Here is an 18,122-nt window from a genome sequence, read left to right as displayed (position 1 = left end):
ATTAATTAATGATTAGCTTTTCATGCTACCAACCATATCTTCAGGGCGAACCCACTCATCGAACTGCTCAGCAGTCAGATAATTAAGTTTCAATGCTGCTTGTTTCAGCGTTAACCCTTCTTTATGGGCTTTCTTAGCAATTTCAGCTGCTTTATCATAACCAATGTGCGTATTAAGCGCAGTGACTAACATTAGCGATTCATGCAGTAATTTTTCAATACGTTCACGGTTTGGCTCGATACCAATTGCACAGTGCTCATTGAAACTACGCATACCATCAGCTAATAAACGGATAGATTGCAGGAAGTTATCAATCAACATTGGACGGAAAACGTTCAATTCAAAGTTACCAGAAGCACCACCGATGTTCACTGCAACATCGTTACCCATTACTTGAGCGCACAGCATAGTCAGTGCTTCACATTGAGTTGGGTTTACTTTACCAGGCATGATAGAGCTTCCTGGTTCATTTTCTGGAATAGAAATTTCACCGATACCACAACGCGGACCCGATGCTAACCAACGAACATCATTAGCGATCTTCATTAATGATGCGGCCAAACCTTTTAGAGCACCATGAGCATGTACTAATGCATCACAGGTTGCCAGTGCTTCAAATTTATTTGGTGAAGTAACAAATGGTTGCCCTGTTAGCTCAGCAATTTTTTTCGCAACACGCACCGCGTACTCTGGATGAGTATTCAAACCTGTACCAACAGCAGTACCACCTAACGCCAGTTCACAAACATGTGGAACTGAATTTTCAATGTGTTTCTCACTGTGAGCTAGCATTGCTGCCCAGCCAGAAATTTCTTGGCCTAAAGTCAGTGGAGTTGCATCTTGCAAGTGGGTACGACCAATTTTGACGATGTCTTTGAACTCTTTTGCTTTAGCATCTAACACTTTGTGTAACGCTTTTAGTTCAGGTAACAAGTGTTCGCGAATGGCTACAACGGCCGCAACATGCATTGCCGTTGGGAACACATCATTTGAACTTTGGCTCTTGTTCACATCATCATTTGGGTGAATAAGACGGTCGTTCCCTCTTTGTCCACCTAAGATCTCGCTACCACGGTTCGCTAGCACTTCGTTCATGTTCATGTTGCTTTGCGTACCAGAACCTGTTTGCCAAATAGCGAGAGGGAATTCAGTAGGATGTTTACCCGCTAATACTTCATCCGCAGCTGCAACAATTGCATCACCACGATCTTTAGGGAGTAATCCTAAATCCATGTTCACACTCGCCGCCGCTTTTTTAGTGACCGCTAAAGCATGGATCAATGCGACAGGCATCTTTTCTACAGATATACGGAAATGTTCTAAAGAACGCTGAGTTTGCGCGCCCCACAACTGGTCAGCAGGTACTTCGATTGGTCCCATTGAGTCTTTTTCAATGCGAGTGGCTGCCATTACTATCTCCTTAAGTACATACACAGAATAATCGGTTTTGGAATCATTGGCTTGCAGGTAAGCCGATGACAACGAACCTATAATGCCACATATTTAATTTCAATAATGCGACTTAACCGTGTTTATTGTATTGTAGTGTATAAGGAAATAAGTTGATTTTTAGAAAAAGAGAGTTTGCCCATGCTAAAAATGATTAATAAAGTTCAAAATTATGACTGGGGAAGTAAAACTGCTCTCACGCAGTTGTACTCAGTCCCTAATCCAGAACATTTGCCAATGGCTGAATTATGGATGGGGGCTCATCCCAAAGCGAGTTCTTACGTTATTGACAATAAAACAGGGCATAAACTCTCATTAATCGATTACATCGCACAAAACCCATCTCAAATTTTAGGCGATAAAATAGCAGAGACATTTAAATCTCGTTTACCTTTTTTATTTAAAGTGCTTTGCGCTGCAAGACCACTGTCAGTTCAAGTTCATCCAAATAAAGTATACGCTGAGGTTGGCTTTGCAAAAGAAAATGCGGCGGGTATTCCATTAGACTCCCCCATCCGTAACTATAAAGATGATAACCATAAGCCCGAGTTAATTTATGCACTAACTCCGTTTAAGGCAATGAATGCATTTCGCCCATTAGAGGAAATTGCTGAATTACTTGATTTTGTCTCTGCCGCACATCCAGAAATTCAGTTTTTTGTTCAATCACCTAACGATGAGAAACTCGCTAAATTATTTGCACAAATTCTCAGCCTGACTGGAGAGCAAAAAGAACTCGCTTTAGGGGTGTTAAAAGCAGCATTAAATAGCCGCCAAGGAGAACCGTGGAATACGATAAAACAAATGGTCAGCCTGTATCCAGAAGATACAGGGCTATTTGTTCCTCTTTTGCTTAATGTCATCGAGTTGCAGCCGGGCGAAGCTATGTTCTTGTATGCAAGAACGCCTCATGCCTATATTGAAGGTGTTGGTTTAGAAATCATGGCTAACTCAGATAATGTATTGCGTGCTGGGCTAACAAATAAGCATATTGATGTTCCTGAATTGATTGCTAATGTCGATTTTATTTCGAAAACTAAAGAAAGCTTACTTAGTGAACCAGAAAAATCAGGAAATATCTGTAAATATCATATACCAGTAGAAGATTTTGCATTTAGTATATATTCTATTAACGACACGGGAATAGGCATAACTAATGAAACCGCTTCTATTCTATTTTGCATAGATGGCGAATTAGTTTTGAAATCAGGCGATGATGAATTAAAGATCTGTTCAGGAGAATCTATTTTTCTTTCTGCCTTTGAAAAAGAAGTTTATGTCACAGGTGTGGGTAAACTCGCTCGCGTGTATAACCTTTAATGTGTTTTTTTGTGTTTTATTCGTCTTGATTGCACGCAATAGACGGTTGGATGAAACTTGTAAATTTTTATAGTGCGTTAATAAAACGTGCTAAAAGGATGGATGTTTATAATGAAAAAGTCATTAGTTGCAGTTGGTGTGATTGTTGCTGTTGGTGCGGCTTGGACCGGTGCATCTTGGTATACAGGCTCTAAAGTTGAAAATGAACTGAATAAAATCATCAGCAACACTAACGAGTTCTTTGCTGCAAATGCCCCTGAAGCGGGTGTTGTGTTTAAAGTTGAAAACTTTAAACGTGGCGTCTTTTCTTCACAAGCGAACATCGTTATTTCAGCAGCAGAATCTAACGGTGCTGATGAAACTATAGTCTTCAATACCGATATTGAACATGGCCCTTTCCCTCTATCTCAAGTTGCTAAGTTTAATTTAATTCCTAAACTAGGTGCCGCGAATATTGAGCTCGCAAATAATGCTGCGACTAAAGAGTTATTCGAAATCACTAAAGGTAAACCTTTCATTTCTGGTACTGCTGTTGTTGGTTATAGCAAAAGTATTGATTCTAATTTAGAGTTGCTTCCAATTGAATATTCTAAAGATGATGCAAGTATCTCTTTCAGTGGTTCAAAACTGGTATTCAATTCCTCTGCTGATTTCGCTGATGTTGATGGCTCAATTATCACTGATAACTTAGTTATTCAAAAAGCTGACAAATCTGAGAGCATGACGTTAAAAGGGTTAAAAATAACCACGAACGTAACCAAATCTCAATACGGCTTCTACACGGGTAAACAAGATCTCGTTATTGCTGATACTGATTTCAACATCCCAGAAACGAAGTTCTCTTTCAAAAATCTGGTTATAGGTTCTGATACTGTTCTTGAAAAAGAAAGTGTTAAAGGTAGCATCTCCTATAGCATTGACGATTTGAAAGCATTAGAGCAAAACTTAGGTTCAGGTAAAGTTGCACTTTCAATCGATAAACTGGATGCGAAAGCGCTGGGTAAATTTGTTGAGCAGTACAACAAAGCATTAGCCGAAGGTTTGGCTACAGGTGATCCTTCGGCAGCGGCTGAGCAAGTTGCAATGGATATGATGACCAAAACATTGCCTGAGTTACTGCAAAGTAAACCAACCTTCTCTATCAGCCCGGCTTACTGGAAAAACGATGCAGGTCAAAGTTCAATCGATTTGAGTATGACCTTCAACAAATGGGATCAAGACGAACTGACTTCATTGGCTATGGCTAATAAAGTGGATGAAGCCGTTAAGAGCCTACTGACTTCTTTTGATTTTAACTTTACGTTGAATAAACCAATGGCGATTGAGTTAATAGCTCAAGCCGCAATTTTAGATCAAGGTAAAGCTGTTGATGCAGCGACTAAGAAGCAATTTGTGGAGCAAGCAACCGCTGAGTTTGACCAAGCGCAAGTTATGCTGACTTCAGACATGTTCTCTTCACCATTCGAAGAAATGTTCATGACCGATGAACAACGTGCAGAAAAAGCAAAACAGAAAAAATCACCTTGGATGGTTGAAAAAGGTAATGACCTGACAATGACTATCAAGTTTGCAGGTAACGATATCACCTTCAATGCTGATAAATACACTCTTGCTGATTTCTTAACTAAAATGAAAGTTATGTCTAGCCCTGAAGATAACATGGGTTATGAAGAAGACTTAGCTGAACCAGAAATGGGTACTGAAGAAGCCCCTGCGGAAGGTGCAGATATTGCTGTACCAGCAGCTAACTAATTACGATTAATTAGTTAGGATCACAAACAAACGCCAGCTTTATTTTTAAGCTGGCGTTTTATATTTATACCCCAAATAATTCGAGGTGCAGCCAATAGCAGAGAAATTAGTCACCAAATGCGCTGACTAAAAGCACTGCAACGTGAAGGATGACGGGTATATACTAAAGATACGATATAACGACATAGGAACGGAATTCAGTGATCAACAAACAACTACCACTCACAGACATTCATCGTCATCTCGATGGCAATATCCGCCCTGAAACAATTCTTTCTCTCGCACAACAACATAATATTATTTTACCTGCTAATGAAATTGAAAGCCTACGCCCTCATGTGCAGGTTATTACTCAAGAAGCTGATTTAGTAGGTTTTTTACAAAAGTTAGATTGGGGAGTCGCCGTTTTAGCTGATTTAGATGCTTGCAAACGAGTCGCTCAAGAAAACGTTGAAGACGCTTATAATGCTGGCATCGATTATGCTGAATTACGCTTCTCTCCGTACTATATGGCCATGAAACATCAGCTTCCTGTTGAAGGTGTCGTTGAGGCTGTAATCGATGGCATTGCCGCTGGTTGTCTAGAATACGATATAAAAGTAAATCTAATTGGTATTCTAAGCCGTACTTTTGGCCAAGAGGCTTGCGCAAAAGAGTTAGCTGGATTATTAGCCCATCGTAATAAACTGTGTGCTCTTGATCTTGCAGGCGATGAACTTGGCTTCCCTGGCGCCCTATTTCATAATCATTTTAAACAAGCGAGAGATGCTGGCTTACAAATTACTGTACATGCAGGTGAAGCAGCCGGTGCTGAAAGTATTTGGCATGCAATAAAAGAGCTTGGTGCTCAACGGATCGGCCACGGTGTAAAAGCTAGCGAAGATCCGAAACTTATTGAGTATTTAGCAACACATAAGATAGGTATCGAAAGTTGTTTAACCTCTAATATTCAAACCAGTACCGTTGCTTCTTTGGCTAACCATCCACTGAAAATGTTTTTACAGCACGGAATCATTGCCTCAATAAATACGGATGACCCTGCGGTAGAAGGAATTGAATTAGCTTATGAATATGAAGTTGCTGCACCTAAAGCAGGATTAACCCCTGCTGAAATTGAACAAGCTCAAATTAATGGTTTAACCATGTCATTCCTCAGTGATAATGAAAAACAGCAACTACGGCAAAAAGCTGCCCTACGCCAATAAGTCACCATCTAACGACCATGGGTAGAAAGTCCCTTTCTGCCCTGTTTAACCTGTAAATGGCGCCATTGTTTATGTGATTTTTATTTTTTACACCACAAGTATGTTGTAACTAAAAACTATAAGGCCGAACAAGTTTAATTGTTCGGCTGATAAATATTATTTCGTTAGACGATTGGCGTAGCGCTGCGCAAGAACAGCGCTGACCATTAACTGAATTTGATGAAATATCATGAGTGGTAGAAGGATCACGCCAACTACCGAGGCTGGAAATAGTACATTAGCCATAGGTACCCCATTGGCGAGGCTTTTTTTAGAGCCACAAAAAACAATGGTGATCTCATCTTCTTTGTTAAATTTAAATAGTCGAGCTGCAATTATGTTTAGTATCATAACAATAAATAAAATAATACAACTCACGACAGCAATCATAAATAATGAGAAAGCATCAATCCGTTGCCAAATTCCCTCTACTACCGCTTCACTGAACGCAACATAAACAACAAGTAGTATCGATGAACGATCTGTAATATTGATCAGCTTACGATTGCGACTCATCCAATTAGCAAGTAATGGTCGAGCTAAGTGTCCTACAACAAATGGTAACATCAATTGCAGTAAGATTGACCCTATCGCATTGAGCGTGTCCATCGCTTGACTGCCATCTTCATCCATTAAAAAACCAACAAGTATCGGAGATAAAAAGACCCCAAGTATGCTTGACGCTGATGCACTACAGATTGCGGCAGCAACATTACCTCCGGCAACAGAAGTAAATGCAATTGCTGATTGTACTGTTGCGGGCAATGCACATAAATAAAGGAAGCCCATATATACCGTTGGAGACATCCATGAAGGCACCATAAAGTGCAATCCTAGCCCAATAATTGGAAATAAAATAAATGTGCTAGAAAACACCATTAAATGTAGTCGCCAATGCCCTATCCCAGCAACAATTGATTCTCTAGATAGTTTTGCGCCATGCATAAAAAAGAGCAATGCAATCGCTGCTGTAGTTAAATATTGAAAAGCCACCTTTATATTCCCCTCACAAGGAAATAGGCTGGCAATCACGACAACACAAATCATGATCAATAAGAACGGATCAATTTTTAGTTTAGCTAACAAATTCATCATATTACCCAAAAAAGAACCAGCAAATGCTGATGCATCAAATAAATATTAGAAATCAATATTGATAGTACGTTTTTCCTTGTCAGAACGTATGCCTGCTTCAATAAGTTTCATAATATTGATAGCTTCTTGAGGAAGAACAGGCGTGGCTGCGCCATTGCGTATCGCCTCATAAATCGCAAGGTAATATCCACCATAGTTACCTTTCTCATTGATCCATTCTTGGGTAACGAGTTCATCATTTTGTGACAACGTCACGTAACCGTTGCGTTTATCTATTCCCCAATTATCATCAGTGGGTAATCGCCCTTTTTTCAATTCATCTTCTTGTGAATCAAGGCCATATTTAACATAGCTACCTTTCATGCCGTGAATAACATACAACGGTGATTCTGCTGCTGCGACTGTCGTCGCATGTAAAACCACTTTTTTATCTGAATAGTTAAGTAAAACATGAAAATAATCAGTTGCTTCGGCATTAGGGCGAATAATGCCTAAATCAGCCGTAATACCGAGCGGTTTACCAAAAAACTGCAATGCTTGATCTAATAAATGAGGGCCTAAATCATACCAAATACCGCCACCTGCAACGGCTGATTCACGCCATCTTTGACGCGTTTCGGGACGATAGCGATCAAAGTGTGACTCATAATATTTGATATCACCTAAGCAACCATCAGCAAACAGTTTTTTAAGGGTTAAAAAACCTGCATCCCAACGGCGGTTATGGTAAACAGAGAGTAACTTACCCTCTTTAAGCGCCTGTTGTTGTAACTTTTCAGCTTCTTCGACTGTCACTGTGAATGGCTTATCAACAACGACGTGCTTACCTGCAGCCAATGCTTGGCTCGCTAATGCATAATGTGTGTCATTAGGTGTGGGAATTATGACTAGTTCTATTTCTGGATTAGCAAACAATTTTTCAGGGGAAGAGGCAACAGCTACATTCGGCCAATCGAGGGTGACTTTATTAGGATCGCTACTAGAGATGGCGGTCAATTCATATCCGGGTAACGTGGCAATAAACGGCGCATGAAATGTTTTACTGGCATAGCCATAACCCACAATACCTACTTTTATCGGTGTAGACATAAGTAACCTCATTAATTATTTTTTATTCGTAACCACAAAAAGTATCACCATAACCAATTAATTAGCAAATTAAACTATGGTAGGATACTCATTAATTGATTTTATGGAATAGATGATATGACTCCTGTTTATGACCATCACCGTATCACTGGTTGGCTACTCGCTCCAGCTGCTTTTATTTTACTCACTTTCTTTGCCGTTTGTGCGATGGTTGTTATGTATTCCATTAAGCTTTATCAAATAATCACCACCATCGATAATTGGACTAGTTATATTCCACTTGATTGGTGCTTATCTTTTTTGATTACCATCGTAATGGCATTATTTACTGCTCATATCATTAAACTCATGTTTAACCGTTCCCGCTTCTTCCCACGCCGCTTTATTATTTGGCTGCTGATCTTATTACTACTCGGGCTAAAAACATTTGCATTTGCCGCTGTCGATGATGCAACAGCCCTTAAAGCATTGGCTTGGCCTCTTATCGGTGCTGGTTTCTTTGTCCCCTATATCAAGAATTCTGCACGTGTAAAAATGACTTTCACACAAGATCGATAAGCATCACAAAAATAGCTTGTTATGATACGGCCTGTTTAACTGACATTCGTCGTTTTTTGTACTTTTAATTTTGTTTTCAGGCTATGAAATGACTGATTATCTTTTGCTATTTATTGGAACAGTACTGGTTAATAACTTCGTACTGGTAAAATTCCTTGGTCTGTGTCCTTTTATGGGCGTATCAAAAAAACTCGAAACAGCCATTGGAATGGGATTTGCCACGACCTTCGTAATGACGCTCGCCGCGATCTCTTCTTGGTTAATGGACACCTTAATATTGGTTCCCCTTGACCTCCTTTACTTACGCACATTAAGCTTTATCTTAGTCATTGCAGTGGTTGTGCAATTCACTGAAATGGTGGTGAGAAAAACCAGCCCAACCCTGTATCGCCTACTAGGTATTTTCCTACCATTGATCACCACTAACTGCGCAGTACTGGGTGTCGCACTACTCAACATTAACCAGTCGCATGGCTTTTTACAGTCTGCCGTCTATGGCTTTGGTGCGGCCGTTGGTTTTTCATTAGTTATGGTGTTATTTGCAGCCATTCGTGAACGCCTTGCAGTTGCAGATGTACCCGCACCTTTTCGAGGCTCATCTATCGGCTTAATTACAGCTGGATTGATGTCTTTAGCATTTATGGGCTTTAGTGGTTTGGTGAAATTCTAATGATGTCATTATGGATTGCTATCGCTATTTTAGCTGTATTAGGGCTGATTTTTGGTCTGATCCTTGGCTATGCCTCTTTACGTTTTAAGGTTGAAGAGGATCCGATTGTTGAAAAAATTGATGCTATTTTACCTCAGAGCCAATGTGGTCAATGTAGTTACCCTGGCTGTCGTCCGTATGCAGAGGCTGTTGCCAATAATGGTGAAATGATCAACAAATGTGCCCCCGGTGGTGAACAAGTGATGCTTAAACTAGCAGAACTTCTTAACGTCGACCCTCAACCTATTGATGGTGATGAAAGCGCACAAAACCCTGTGCGTAAAGTCGCGATTATTGATGAAGACAATTGCATCGGTTGTACTAAATGTATCCAAGCTTGCCCTGTAGACGCCATTGTAGGTGCAACTCGTGCAATGCATACCGTTATCGAAGATTTATGTACAGGGTGTGATTTATGTGTAGCCCCCTGCCCAACAGACTGTATTGAACTTGTCCCCGTGAAAACCACCACAGCAAATTGGAAATGGGATTTAAACAGTATCCCAGTTAAAAATATACCTGTATCACCGAATCAAACAGCAGTAAAAGGTGAAACACATGTTTAATTTATTTAACTGGTTGAAAAAAGATAATATTTGGGACTTTGCAGGTGGCATACATCCACCTGAAATGAAGCTACAGTCTAGCCAAACACCCATGCGCATTGCCACGATCCCTGATGAGTTAGTCATTCCATTACAACAACATTTGGGCCCAGAAGGTGAACTAATAGTTAATGTTGGCGATCATGTATTAAAAGGCCAACCATTAACGCGAGGTGTTGGGCGGACTGTTCCTGTACATGCTTCAACATCAGGCACGATCACCGCCATCAAACCGATGGTCACTGCTCACCCTTCTGGCTTGAGTGAATTATCCGTCTGTCTCAAATCTGATGGCCTTGACACTTGGTGTGAATTGTATCCAGAGGCGGATTATTCACGTTTAACGCCTCAACAGCTACTGCAAAAAATCGAACAAGCAGGCATTGCGGGTTTAGGTGGAGCAGGATTCCCTACCGCTTCAAAACTTGCCGGTGGTAAAGATGCCATCAAAACATTAATTGTTAATGCAGCAGAGTGTGAGCCTTATATCACCGCTGATGATCGATTAATGCAAGAGCATGCTGATGAAGTGATTGAAGGCTGCCGAGTATTACAGCATTTGTTAAACCCAGACCAAATATTAATTGGTATTGAAGATAATAAACCTGAAGCAATCGCAGCGTTAAAAAATGCGATTACTGACCATGACAGACAGATCATTGTTCGTGTCGTGCCCACTAAATACCCTTCTGGCGGTGCTAAACAGCTCACTAAAATCTTAACTGGTAAAGAAGTGCCGTCTGGTGCCCGTTCGTCACAAATTGGCGTACTGATGCAAAACGTGGGAACTGTCGTTGCAATTAAACGAGCAATTATCGATGGACAACCATTAATTGAACGTGTTGTGACCGTGACTGGCGAGTCAATTACTTCTCCCGGTAACTTTTGGGTACGTTTAGGAACTCCTGTTTATCATCTCCTAAAGCAAACAGGCTTTACACCTGCCACAGAACAAATGGTGATCATGGGAGGGCCTTTGATGGGCTTTACCTTACCTGATCTTAACGTTCCTGTCGTGAAAATCTGTAACTGCTTATTAGTTCCTAGTCTTGAAGAAGTGGGTCAGAAACCACTAGAAGAAGCTTGTATTCGTTGTGGCCTGTGTGTTGAAGCATGCCCTGCTGCCTTGTTACCTCAGCAATTATATTGGTTTAGTAAAGGCAAAGAACACGAAAAAGCCCAAAAACATAACTTGTTCGATTGTATTGAATGCGGAGCTTGTGCTTATGTCTGCCCGAGTAATATTCCACTGGTACAATATTATCGACAAGAAAAAGCTGAAATACGCGAAATTAATCAAGAAGAACGCCGTGCTGCTGAAGCTAAATTGCGTTTTGAAGCAAAACAACAGCGAATGGAACGAGAGAAACTCGCTCGAGAAGAACGCCACAAAAAAGCCGCAGTACAAGTCGAGGCATCTGATAAAGATGCAGTTGCAGCGGCATTAGCTCGCGTAAAAGCTAAACAAGCTAATGCAACAGCTGATATCAATATTGTCAGTGGCGCTGAACCTGATAACAGCGCAGTCATTGCAGCTAGAGCCGCTCGTAAAGAGCTTGCTAGAGCAAAACAAGCAGAAAAACAAGCCGCAACGACTACGGCTAATGATGTAGCAGATGACCCACGTAAAGCGGCCGTCGCCGCTGCGCTTGCTCGAGCCAAAGCTAAAAAAGCACAGCAAGCGGCGGAAAGTGACAGTGTAACTCAAGGAGCAGCTTCACCTGAAGTGGATGACCCACGTAAAGCCGCTGTTGCCGCTGCCATTGCCCGTGCTAAGGCCAAAAAAGCGGCGCAGCAAGCTGAGGCAGCCCCTGCCGCGACTGAGCTTGATGCATCCGTTGGAGTAGCCGAAGCCGAAGTGGATCCACGTAAAGCCGCCGTTGCCGCAGCCATTGCCCGTGCTAAGGCCAAAAAAGCGGCGCAACAAGCTGAGGCAGCCCCTGCCGCGACTGAGCCTGATGCATCCGTTGGAGTAGCTGAAGCCGAAGTGGATCCACGTAAAGCCGCCGTTGCTGCTGCCATTGCCCGAGCCAAGGCCAAAAAAGCGGCGCAGCAAGCTGAGGCAGCCCCTGCTGCTACTGAGCTTGATGCATCCGTTGGAGTAGCCGAAGCCGAAGTAGATCCACGTAAAGCCGCCGTTGCTGCTGCCATTGCCCGAGCCAAGGCCAAAAAAGCGGCGCAGCAAGCTGAGGCAACCCCTGCTGCTGCTGAGCTTGATGCATCCGTTGGAGTAGCCGAAGCCGAAGTGGATCCACGTAAAGCCGCCGTTGCTGCTGCCATTGCCCGAGCCAAGGCCAAAAAAGCGGCGCAGCAAGCTGAAACAGCCCCTGCCGCGACTGAGCCTGATGCATCCGTTGAAGTAGCCGAAACCGAAGTGGATCCACGTAAAGCCGCTGTTGCTGCTGCCATTGCGCGAGTTAAGGCAAAAAAATTAGCTCAAGAAAAAGCACAAATGGTTGCTCAAATTAGAGAAGAAGAGTTGCTTTCTCCAGCCGCGGAGCTACCTATTGAAGAAGAAACGGATCCACGCAAAATTGCCGTTGCAGCAGCCATAGCTCGCGTAAAAGCTAAACAAGCTCAAAAGCAAAATGAACAAACAACGACAGAGTAAGTGATTAGACACCATGAAATTTAGGCCTATTGACCCAAATAATCGCCGCTTAAAAATTGCTAGCGCGCCATTTACCCACGATAAACAAAGTACCAGCTCGGTGATGTTTTGGGTTTTACTGGCAGCGATCCCAGGTATAGCAGCACAGCTTTATTTTTTTGGTATTGGTACACTCTATCAGATCATTTTAGCCATGCTGACTGCGTTAATTGCCGAAGGTATATCTATACGTTTGCGTAAGCAACCTGTTGTTAACGTACTAAAAGATAACTCCGCGGTCGTCACCGCATTGCTCTTAGGTGTAAGCTTACCGCCGTTAGCGCCATGGTGGATGATTGTTTTAGGAACAGCGTTTGCCATTATTATTGCCAAACAATGTTACGGTGGATTGGGACAAAATCCATTTAACCCAGCAATGGTTGGCTATGTTGTATTATTGATATCATTTCCCGTACAAATGACCAGCTGGTTACCACCTCATGAATTACAATCACTCAGCATAAACCCATTAGAAAGTTTAGCCATTATCTTTACTGGACATACGCCAACAGGTGTGACCCTTGATGCTCTACGCATGGGGGTTGATGGTATGAGCCAAGCAACACCTTTAGATAGCTTTAAAACAGGGCTGTTAACACACTCCATTTCTGATGTTTTACAACAACCTATTTTGCAAGGCTCATTAGCTGGTATTGGCTGGCAGTGGGTAAACCTTGGCTATTTGCTAGGTGGGTTGATCATGTTGAACCGCCGCATTATCAACTGGCAAATTCCAGTGTCGTTCCTTGTTACATTAGCTTTCTGTGCAACTGTCAGTTGGTTGCTAGATGATAGCCGTTACTCATCACCGATGTTGCAACTGTTATCTGGTGCAACGATGTTAGGCGCCTTCTTTATTGCAACCGATCCTGTTACGGCATCCACAACACCGAAAGGTCGCCTTATTTATGGTGTTATGATTGGTTTATTAGTTTGGTTAATTCGCGTATACGGCGGTTATCCAGATGCGATCGCTTTTGCAGTGTTATTAACCAACATCGCAGTCCCACTTATTGACCACTATACGCAACCTCGCGCATACGGGCACGGACATAAGTAAGGAGCCTTTATGCTAAACACAATGCGCCGTCATGGCACGATATTGGCTATCTTTGCAGCAGGTACAACAGCACTCAGCGCGGCTGTCTATACCTTGACTAAAGATACTATTGCTCAACAAGCTGCGATCGTTCAAAAGCAGTTGCTCGACCAAGTCGTACCCACCAATTTATATGATAATGAATTTGGCCAAGAGTGTTATCTTGTAGGTGCAGAAGCTGAACTCGGCAGTAAACAGCCGCATCGACTGTATATTGCGCGTAAAAATGGTGAGCCTGTTGCAGCTGCCCTTGAATCAACTGCGCCTGATGGCTATTCAGGGGCAATACACTTATTGGTCGGTGCGGATTTCAATGGAAATGTATTAGGTGTTAGAGTTACCGAGCACCATGAAACACCCGGTCTTGGCGATAAAATCGAAACGCGAATTTCAAACTGGATCACGTTACTTACGGGTAAAGTCGAATCAGAACATGATCCTAAATGGGCGGTAAAAAAAGATGGCGGTGATTTTGACCAATTTACAGGAGCAACGATCACACCTAGAGCTGTAGTGAATGCCACTAAGCGTACGGCCACATTTATGCAAAAAATACCACAAAACTTATCAAATTATCCTATTTGTGGAGCAGAATAAACATGAGTGAATCTAAAGAACTGTTTGCACAAGGCTTATGGAAAAATAACTCGGCTCTTGTACAACTATTAGGTCTATGTCCATTACTGGCAGTTTCATCAACGGCAACTAATGCCCTTGGTCTCGGCCTTGCGACCACTTTGGTTTTAGTTTGTACCAACGTCGCCGTTTCTGCGTTTCGTCGCTGGGTACCTACAGAAATTCGTATTCCTATCTATGTTATGATTATTGCATCTGTCGTAAGTGCCGTACAGATGCTGATCAATGCATATGCCTTTGGTTTATATGAATCTCTGGGAATATTTATCCCTCTTATCGTTACCAACTGTATTGTCATCGGTCGTGCTGAGGCCTACGCCTCAAGAAACCCTGTATCACTTTCTGCTATAGATGGTCTAGCGATGGGGTTAGGTGCTACCGCCGCATTATTTGTGCTTGGTGCTATGCGTGAAATACTGGGTAACGGTACTTTGTTTGATGGTGCTGATTTACTCTTAGGTTCGTGGGCTAAATCATTACGCGTTGAGGTATTACACCTTGACTCACCGTTTTTACTCGCTATGCTGCCACCGGGCGCTTTTATTGGCCTAGCCTTGATGCTTGCGGGCAAATATTTGATTGATGAAAAAATGAAAAAACGTGCCGTACTCAAGTCAGGTGAACAACCTGAACGCGAATATCAAAAAGAACAAGGGTGCGGCAGCCATATTTCTAGATAAAAATAACATTGAATGTGAGTATGAATAAATCGAAACGCATTGAAATATTAACTCGCCTGCGCGATAACAATCCAAATCCTACCACGGAGCTGCAATTCAGCTCCCCTTTTGAATTGCTGATAGCCGTATTGCTATCAGCGCAAGCGACCGATGTCAGTGTCAATAAAGCGACTGCAAAATTATACCCTGTCGCTAACACCCCTGAAGCCATGTTAGCGCTTGGTGTTGATGGTATTAAAGAATACATCAAGACTATTGGCCTATTTAATACTAAAGCCGAAAGCGTAATTAAAACGTGCAAAATCCTGATCGAAAAGCATAACAGCCAAGTCCCTGAAGATCGCGAAGCACTAGAAGCGCTTCCTGGAGTAGGTCGTAAAACGGCGAATGTCGTCCTCAATACGGCTTTTGGTTGGCCTACCATTGCTGTTGATACCCATATTTTCCGCGTTTGTAATCGAACTAATTTTGCTCCGGGTAAGAATGTCGTCGAAGTTGAAGAAAAGCTTCTAAAAGTTGTTCCAGTAGAATTTAAAGTTGACTGCCATCATTGGCTGATTTTGCATGGTCGTTATACTTGCATTGCACGTAAACCTCGCTGTGGCTCGTGCATTATCGAAGACCTCTGTGAATTTAAAGATAAGGTTTACCCAGAAAATTAATCTAACACAGCTCCCAGTTATTTGTTGCCTGCGCAAATTTTTCCTTGCCCTAAGACTTTGTCTTACGTAACAATGGGAGCCAAACTCAACCTCCATAAAAACGGTAAGTATGTTTCAAGACAACCCATTGCTCGCGCAACTTAAACAGCAGCTACACTCTCAAACGCCTCGCGTTGAGGGCTTAGTTAAAAGCACCGATAAAGGTTTCGGTTTCCTAGAAGTAGATGGTCAAAAAAGCTACTTTATTCCACCGCCACAAATGAAAAAAGTCATGCATGGTGATCGCATCATTGCCGCCGTTCATACTGATAAAGATCGCGAATTCGCTGAACCTGAAGAGCTGATTGAACCCTTTCTCAGCCGCTTTGTGGGTAGAATTCAAAAAAAAGATAACGATAACCGTTTATTCGTTATTCCTGATCATCCACTTCTGAAAGATGCTATCTCTTGCCGCCCAATCAAAGAAGTTACTCATGACTTTGCTCAAGGCGATTGGGTCGTCGCTCAGATGCGCCGCCATCCTTTAAAAGGTGACAAGGGTTTTTATGCAGATATCACTGAGTTTATTACTGATGGCGAAGATCATTTTGCTCCTTGGTGGGTAACGTTACGCCGTCATCAACTCGACCGTGCTGAGCCGCAAATGGTTGACGGTGAGCGTGATGATGAAGGTATTGAGCGTGTTGATTTAACTGACTTACACTTTGTCACTATTGATAGCGCAAGCACCGAGGATATGGATGATGCGCTCTATGCCGAAAGAACAGAAAATGGTGATATAAAGTTATATATCGCTATTGCTGATCCAACAAGCTACATCAAAAAAGATAGTGAGCTAGATAAACTCGCTTTAGCGCGTTCTTATACTAACTATCTACCGGGTTTTAACATTCCAATGCTGCCTAGAGAGCTGTCAGATAACCTTTGCTCTTTGCGCCCGAATGAACGTCGCCCTGCTCTGGTATGCTGTGCAACTATTTTAGATGATGGCCACATTGCTGATGATATTCAATTTTTCAGCGCATGGGTCGAGTCTAAATCCAAGTTAGTCTATGATGAAGTTTCTGATTGGCTAGAAAAGTCTGGTAGCTGGCAGCCTGCAAACAAGACTGATCAACAGCAAATTGAATTATTGAAAGAGATGGCTGATAAGCGCCATCAATGGCGTCAACAAAATGCATTAGTATTTAAAGATCGCCCAGACTACCGTTTCATATTAGATGATAAAGGTAATGTCATTGATATTATTGTTGAAAGCCGTCGCTCAGCCAATCGTATTGTTGAAGAAGCCATGATCACCGCGAACTTATGCGCTGCAATCCAACTCAAAAATAGCTTAGGTTTTGGGGTATTTAACGTGCATATGGGCTTTGAGCCCTTACAGATTGAGCAAGTTGTACAAACACTAAAAGATCACGGTATTGAAACAACGGCTGAATCTTTACTCACACTTGAAGGTTTCCGTCAACTTCGCCGTAAATTAGATGCTCAACCAACCCAATTCCTAGATAGCCGCATTCGTCGTTTCCAAACTTTTGCTGAAGTTAAAGGTGAGCCAGGACCACACTTTGGGCTCGGTTTTGATGCTTATGCAACATGGACTTCACCAATCCGTAAATATACGGATATCGTTAATCATCGCCTGCTCAAATCAGTTATTGCCGGTAAGCCTTCTACCGACAAACCAACTGAAGAGCTTTCTTTAAAGCTAGCAGAGCGTCGTCGCGCAAACCGCATGGCAGAACGTGATGTCGGTGATTGGTTATATGCACGATTTTTGAAGCCATTTGAAGGGACAGATAAAGCCTTCCCTGCTGAAATCATTGATATAACTCGCGGTGGTGTACGTGTTAGATTAACCGATAATGGCGCTGTCGCCTTTATACCTGCTCCATTCTTACATTCTGTACGCGATGAAATTCAATGCAGCCAAGAAACGGGTAGCGTGCTAATTAAAGGTGAGCCCGCTTACCAGCTCAATGATATTATTAATGTCAACATCGCCGAAGTGCGTATGGAAACTCGTAATATTGTTGCTCGCCCTGTTGCATAATCAATTTTAATACTATAATTCTATGTGCTACTAAATACTTTTTAGTAGCACATTATTTTTATTATCGTCCATTTACCGTGTTGTACTCAGACATATTACTGCTCTCTATATAAATCAATTCCCGATAATTCTGATTCGTATAATTACTGATTGTGATAATTTGGTTACGACCTTGAAACTAGGAGTCACTAAAATGAACACGACAAGTAAACGCGTTATGACATTTACTCTTGCTGCTGTACTAGCTGTGAGTTTAAGTGCTTGCTCAAACATGTCAAAACGAGATAAGAATACTGCTGTTGGCGCAGGTGTTGGTGCTGTTGGCGGAGCGATCCTAACTGGCGGTAGCACACTTGGTACTGTCGGTGGCGCTGCGGTTGGGGGGATCATAGGACATCAAGTCGGAAAATAGATAGACAGATAGATAAATTCATGGATAAGGAGAGGCTTCTCCTTATCCAGCTTCTATAGAATAAATCCCCTCTCAATCTCAATTGTATTAGACTCTTATCCAATAAACT

General features: G+C 42.2%; 16 protein-coding genes. 13 read left to right on the top strand and 3 right to left on the bottom strand.

The window, feature by feature from the left end; all coding sequences use genetic code 11:
- Nucleotides 1–12: 12 nt before the first annotated feature.
- Nucleotides 13–1,410 carry a class II fumarate hydratase gene (gene fumC / locus SC428_RS01490; protein WP_070928066.1) on the bottom strand — a complete coding sequence of 466 codons (1,398 nt, stop codon included), beginning with the start codon at nt 1,408–1,410 and terminating at the stop codon, nt 13–15.
- 180 nt (nt 1,411–1,590) lie between these two features.
- On the opposite strand from fumC, the gene manA reads away from it, so the two are divergent.
- From manA to add, 3 genes are all read left to right on the top strand, one after another.
- Nucleotides 1,591–2,769, top strand: coding sequence for a mannose-6-phosphate isomerase (gene manA, locus SC428_RS01485; protein ID WP_140179578.1), 1,179 nt, complete (start codon nt 1,591–1,593; stop codon nt 2,767–2,769).
- Nucleotides 2,770–2,880: 111 nt separating this feature from the next.
- Entirely contained in the window at nt 2,881–4,521 is a 1,641-nt protein-coding gene (locus tag SC428_RS01480; RefSeq protein WP_081335945.1) for a YdgA family protein, read from the top strand.
- Nucleotides 4,522–4,721: 200 nt separating this feature from the next.
- On the top strand, nt 4,722–5,726 hold the full coding sequence (add, locus tag SC428_RS01475) for an adenosine deaminase (protein WP_070928072.1): 1,005 nt from the start codon (nt 4,722–4,724) through the stop codon (nt 5,724–5,726).
- 156 nt (nt 5,727–5,882) lie between these two features.
- On the opposite strand, the gene SC428_RS01470 is transcribed toward add, so the two are convergent.
- Together SC428_RS01470 and SC428_RS01465 are read right to left on the bottom strand one after the other, a co-directional pair.
- Nucleotides 5,883–6,857 carry a bile acid:sodium symporter family protein gene (locus SC428_RS01470; protein WP_318705670.1) on the bottom strand — a complete coding sequence of 325 codons (975 nt, stop codon included), beginning with the start codon at nt 6,855–6,857 and terminating at the stop codon, nt 5,883–5,885.
- A 48-nt stretch (nt 6,858–6,905) separates the two neighbouring features.
- Nucleotides 6,906–7,949 carry an oxidoreductase gene (locus tag SC428_RS01465; RefSeq protein WP_070928076.1) on the bottom strand — a complete coding sequence of 348 codons (1,044 nt, stop codon included), beginning with the start codon at nt 7,947–7,949 and terminating at the stop codon, nt 6,906–6,908.
- Nucleotides 7,950–8,066: 117 nt separating this feature from the next.
- Here SC428_RS01465 and SC428_RS01460 point away from each other — a divergent pair, with 117 nt between their 5' ends.
- The 10 genes from SC428_RS01460 (at nt 8,067) to osmB (ending at nt 18,013) form a co-directional block, all read left to right on the top strand.
- Complete coding sequence (locus tag SC428_RS01460) at nt 8,067–8,507, top strand: DUF2569 domain-containing protein (protein ID WP_070928079.1); 441 nt, start codon at nt 8,067–8,069, stop codon at nt 8,505–8,507.
- Between the two features lie 88 nt (nt 8,508–8,595).
- Nucleotides 8,596–9,177, top strand: coding sequence for an electron transport complex subunit RsxA (rsxA, locus tag SC428_RS01455; RefSeq protein ID WP_070928081.1), 582 nt, complete (start codon nt 8,596–8,598; stop codon nt 9,175–9,177).
- Entirely contained in the window at nt 9,177–9,782 is a 606-nt protein-coding gene (gene rsxB, locus SC428_RS01450) for an electron transport complex subunit RsxB (RefSeq protein WP_140179576.1), read from the top strand. The genes rsxA and rsxB overlap by 1 nt, the downstream gene beginning before the upstream one ends.
- Nucleotides 9,775–12,432: an electron transport complex subunit RsxC gene (gene rsxC, locus SC428_RS01445; RefSeq protein ID WP_318705665.1), complete on the top strand. Its 2,658-nt coding sequence runs from the start codon at nt 9,775–9,777 to the stop codon at nt 12,430–12,432. Before rsxB ends, rsxC begins: the two co-directional genes overlap by 8 nt.
- 13 nt (nt 12,433–12,445) lie before the next feature.
- Complete coding sequence (gene rsxD, locus SC428_RS01440) at nt 12,446–13,531, top strand: electron transport complex subunit RsxD (RefSeq protein ID WP_318705663.1); 1,086 nt, start codon at nt 12,446–12,448, stop codon at nt 13,529–13,531.
- Nucleotides 13,532–13,540: 9 nt separating this feature from the next.
- On the top strand, nt 13,541–14,167 hold the full coding sequence (gene rsxG / locus SC428_RS01435) for an electron transport complex subunit RsxG (RefSeq protein ID WP_070928087.1): 627 nt from the start codon (nt 13,541–13,543) through the stop codon (nt 14,165–14,167).
- 2 nt (nt 14,168–14,169) lie between these two features.
- Nucleotides 14,170–14,886: an electron transport complex subunit E gene (locus SC428_RS01430; protein WP_140179569.1), complete on the top strand. Its 717-nt coding sequence runs from the start codon at nt 14,170–14,172 to the stop codon at nt 14,884–14,886.
- A gap of 20 nt (nt 14,887–14,906) precedes the next feature.
- Nucleotides 14,907–15,548 carry an endonuclease III gene (gene nth, locus SC428_RS01425; RefSeq protein WP_318705659.1) on the top strand — a complete coding sequence of 214 codons (642 nt, stop codon included), beginning with the start codon at nt 14,907–14,909 and terminating at the stop codon, nt 15,546–15,548.
- A gap of 109 nt (nt 15,549–15,657) precedes the next feature.
- The gene (locus SC428_RS01420) at nt 15,658–17,601 is read left to right on the top strand and encodes an exoribonuclease II (protein ID WP_318705657.1); all 1,944 of its coding nucleotides are present in this window, start codon (nt 15,658–15,660) and stop codon (nt 17,599–17,601) included.
- Between the two features lie 193 nt (nt 17,602–17,794).
- Entirely contained in the window at nt 17,795–18,013 is a 219-nt protein-coding gene (gene osmB / locus SC428_RS01415; protein ID WP_070928095.1) for an osmotically-inducible lipoprotein OsmB, read from the top strand.
- The last annotated feature ends 109 nt before the right edge of the window (nt 18,014–18,122 follow it).

This window comes from Providencia sp. 2023EL-00965 (assembly GCF_033550225.1).
Lineage (GTDB): Bacteria > Pseudomonadota > Gammaproteobacteria > Enterobacterales > Enterobacteriaceae > Providencia > Providencia manganoxydans.
Note: the sequence above shows the minus strand (reverse complement) of the source record. Positions and strands in the feature narration are given on the sequence as shown.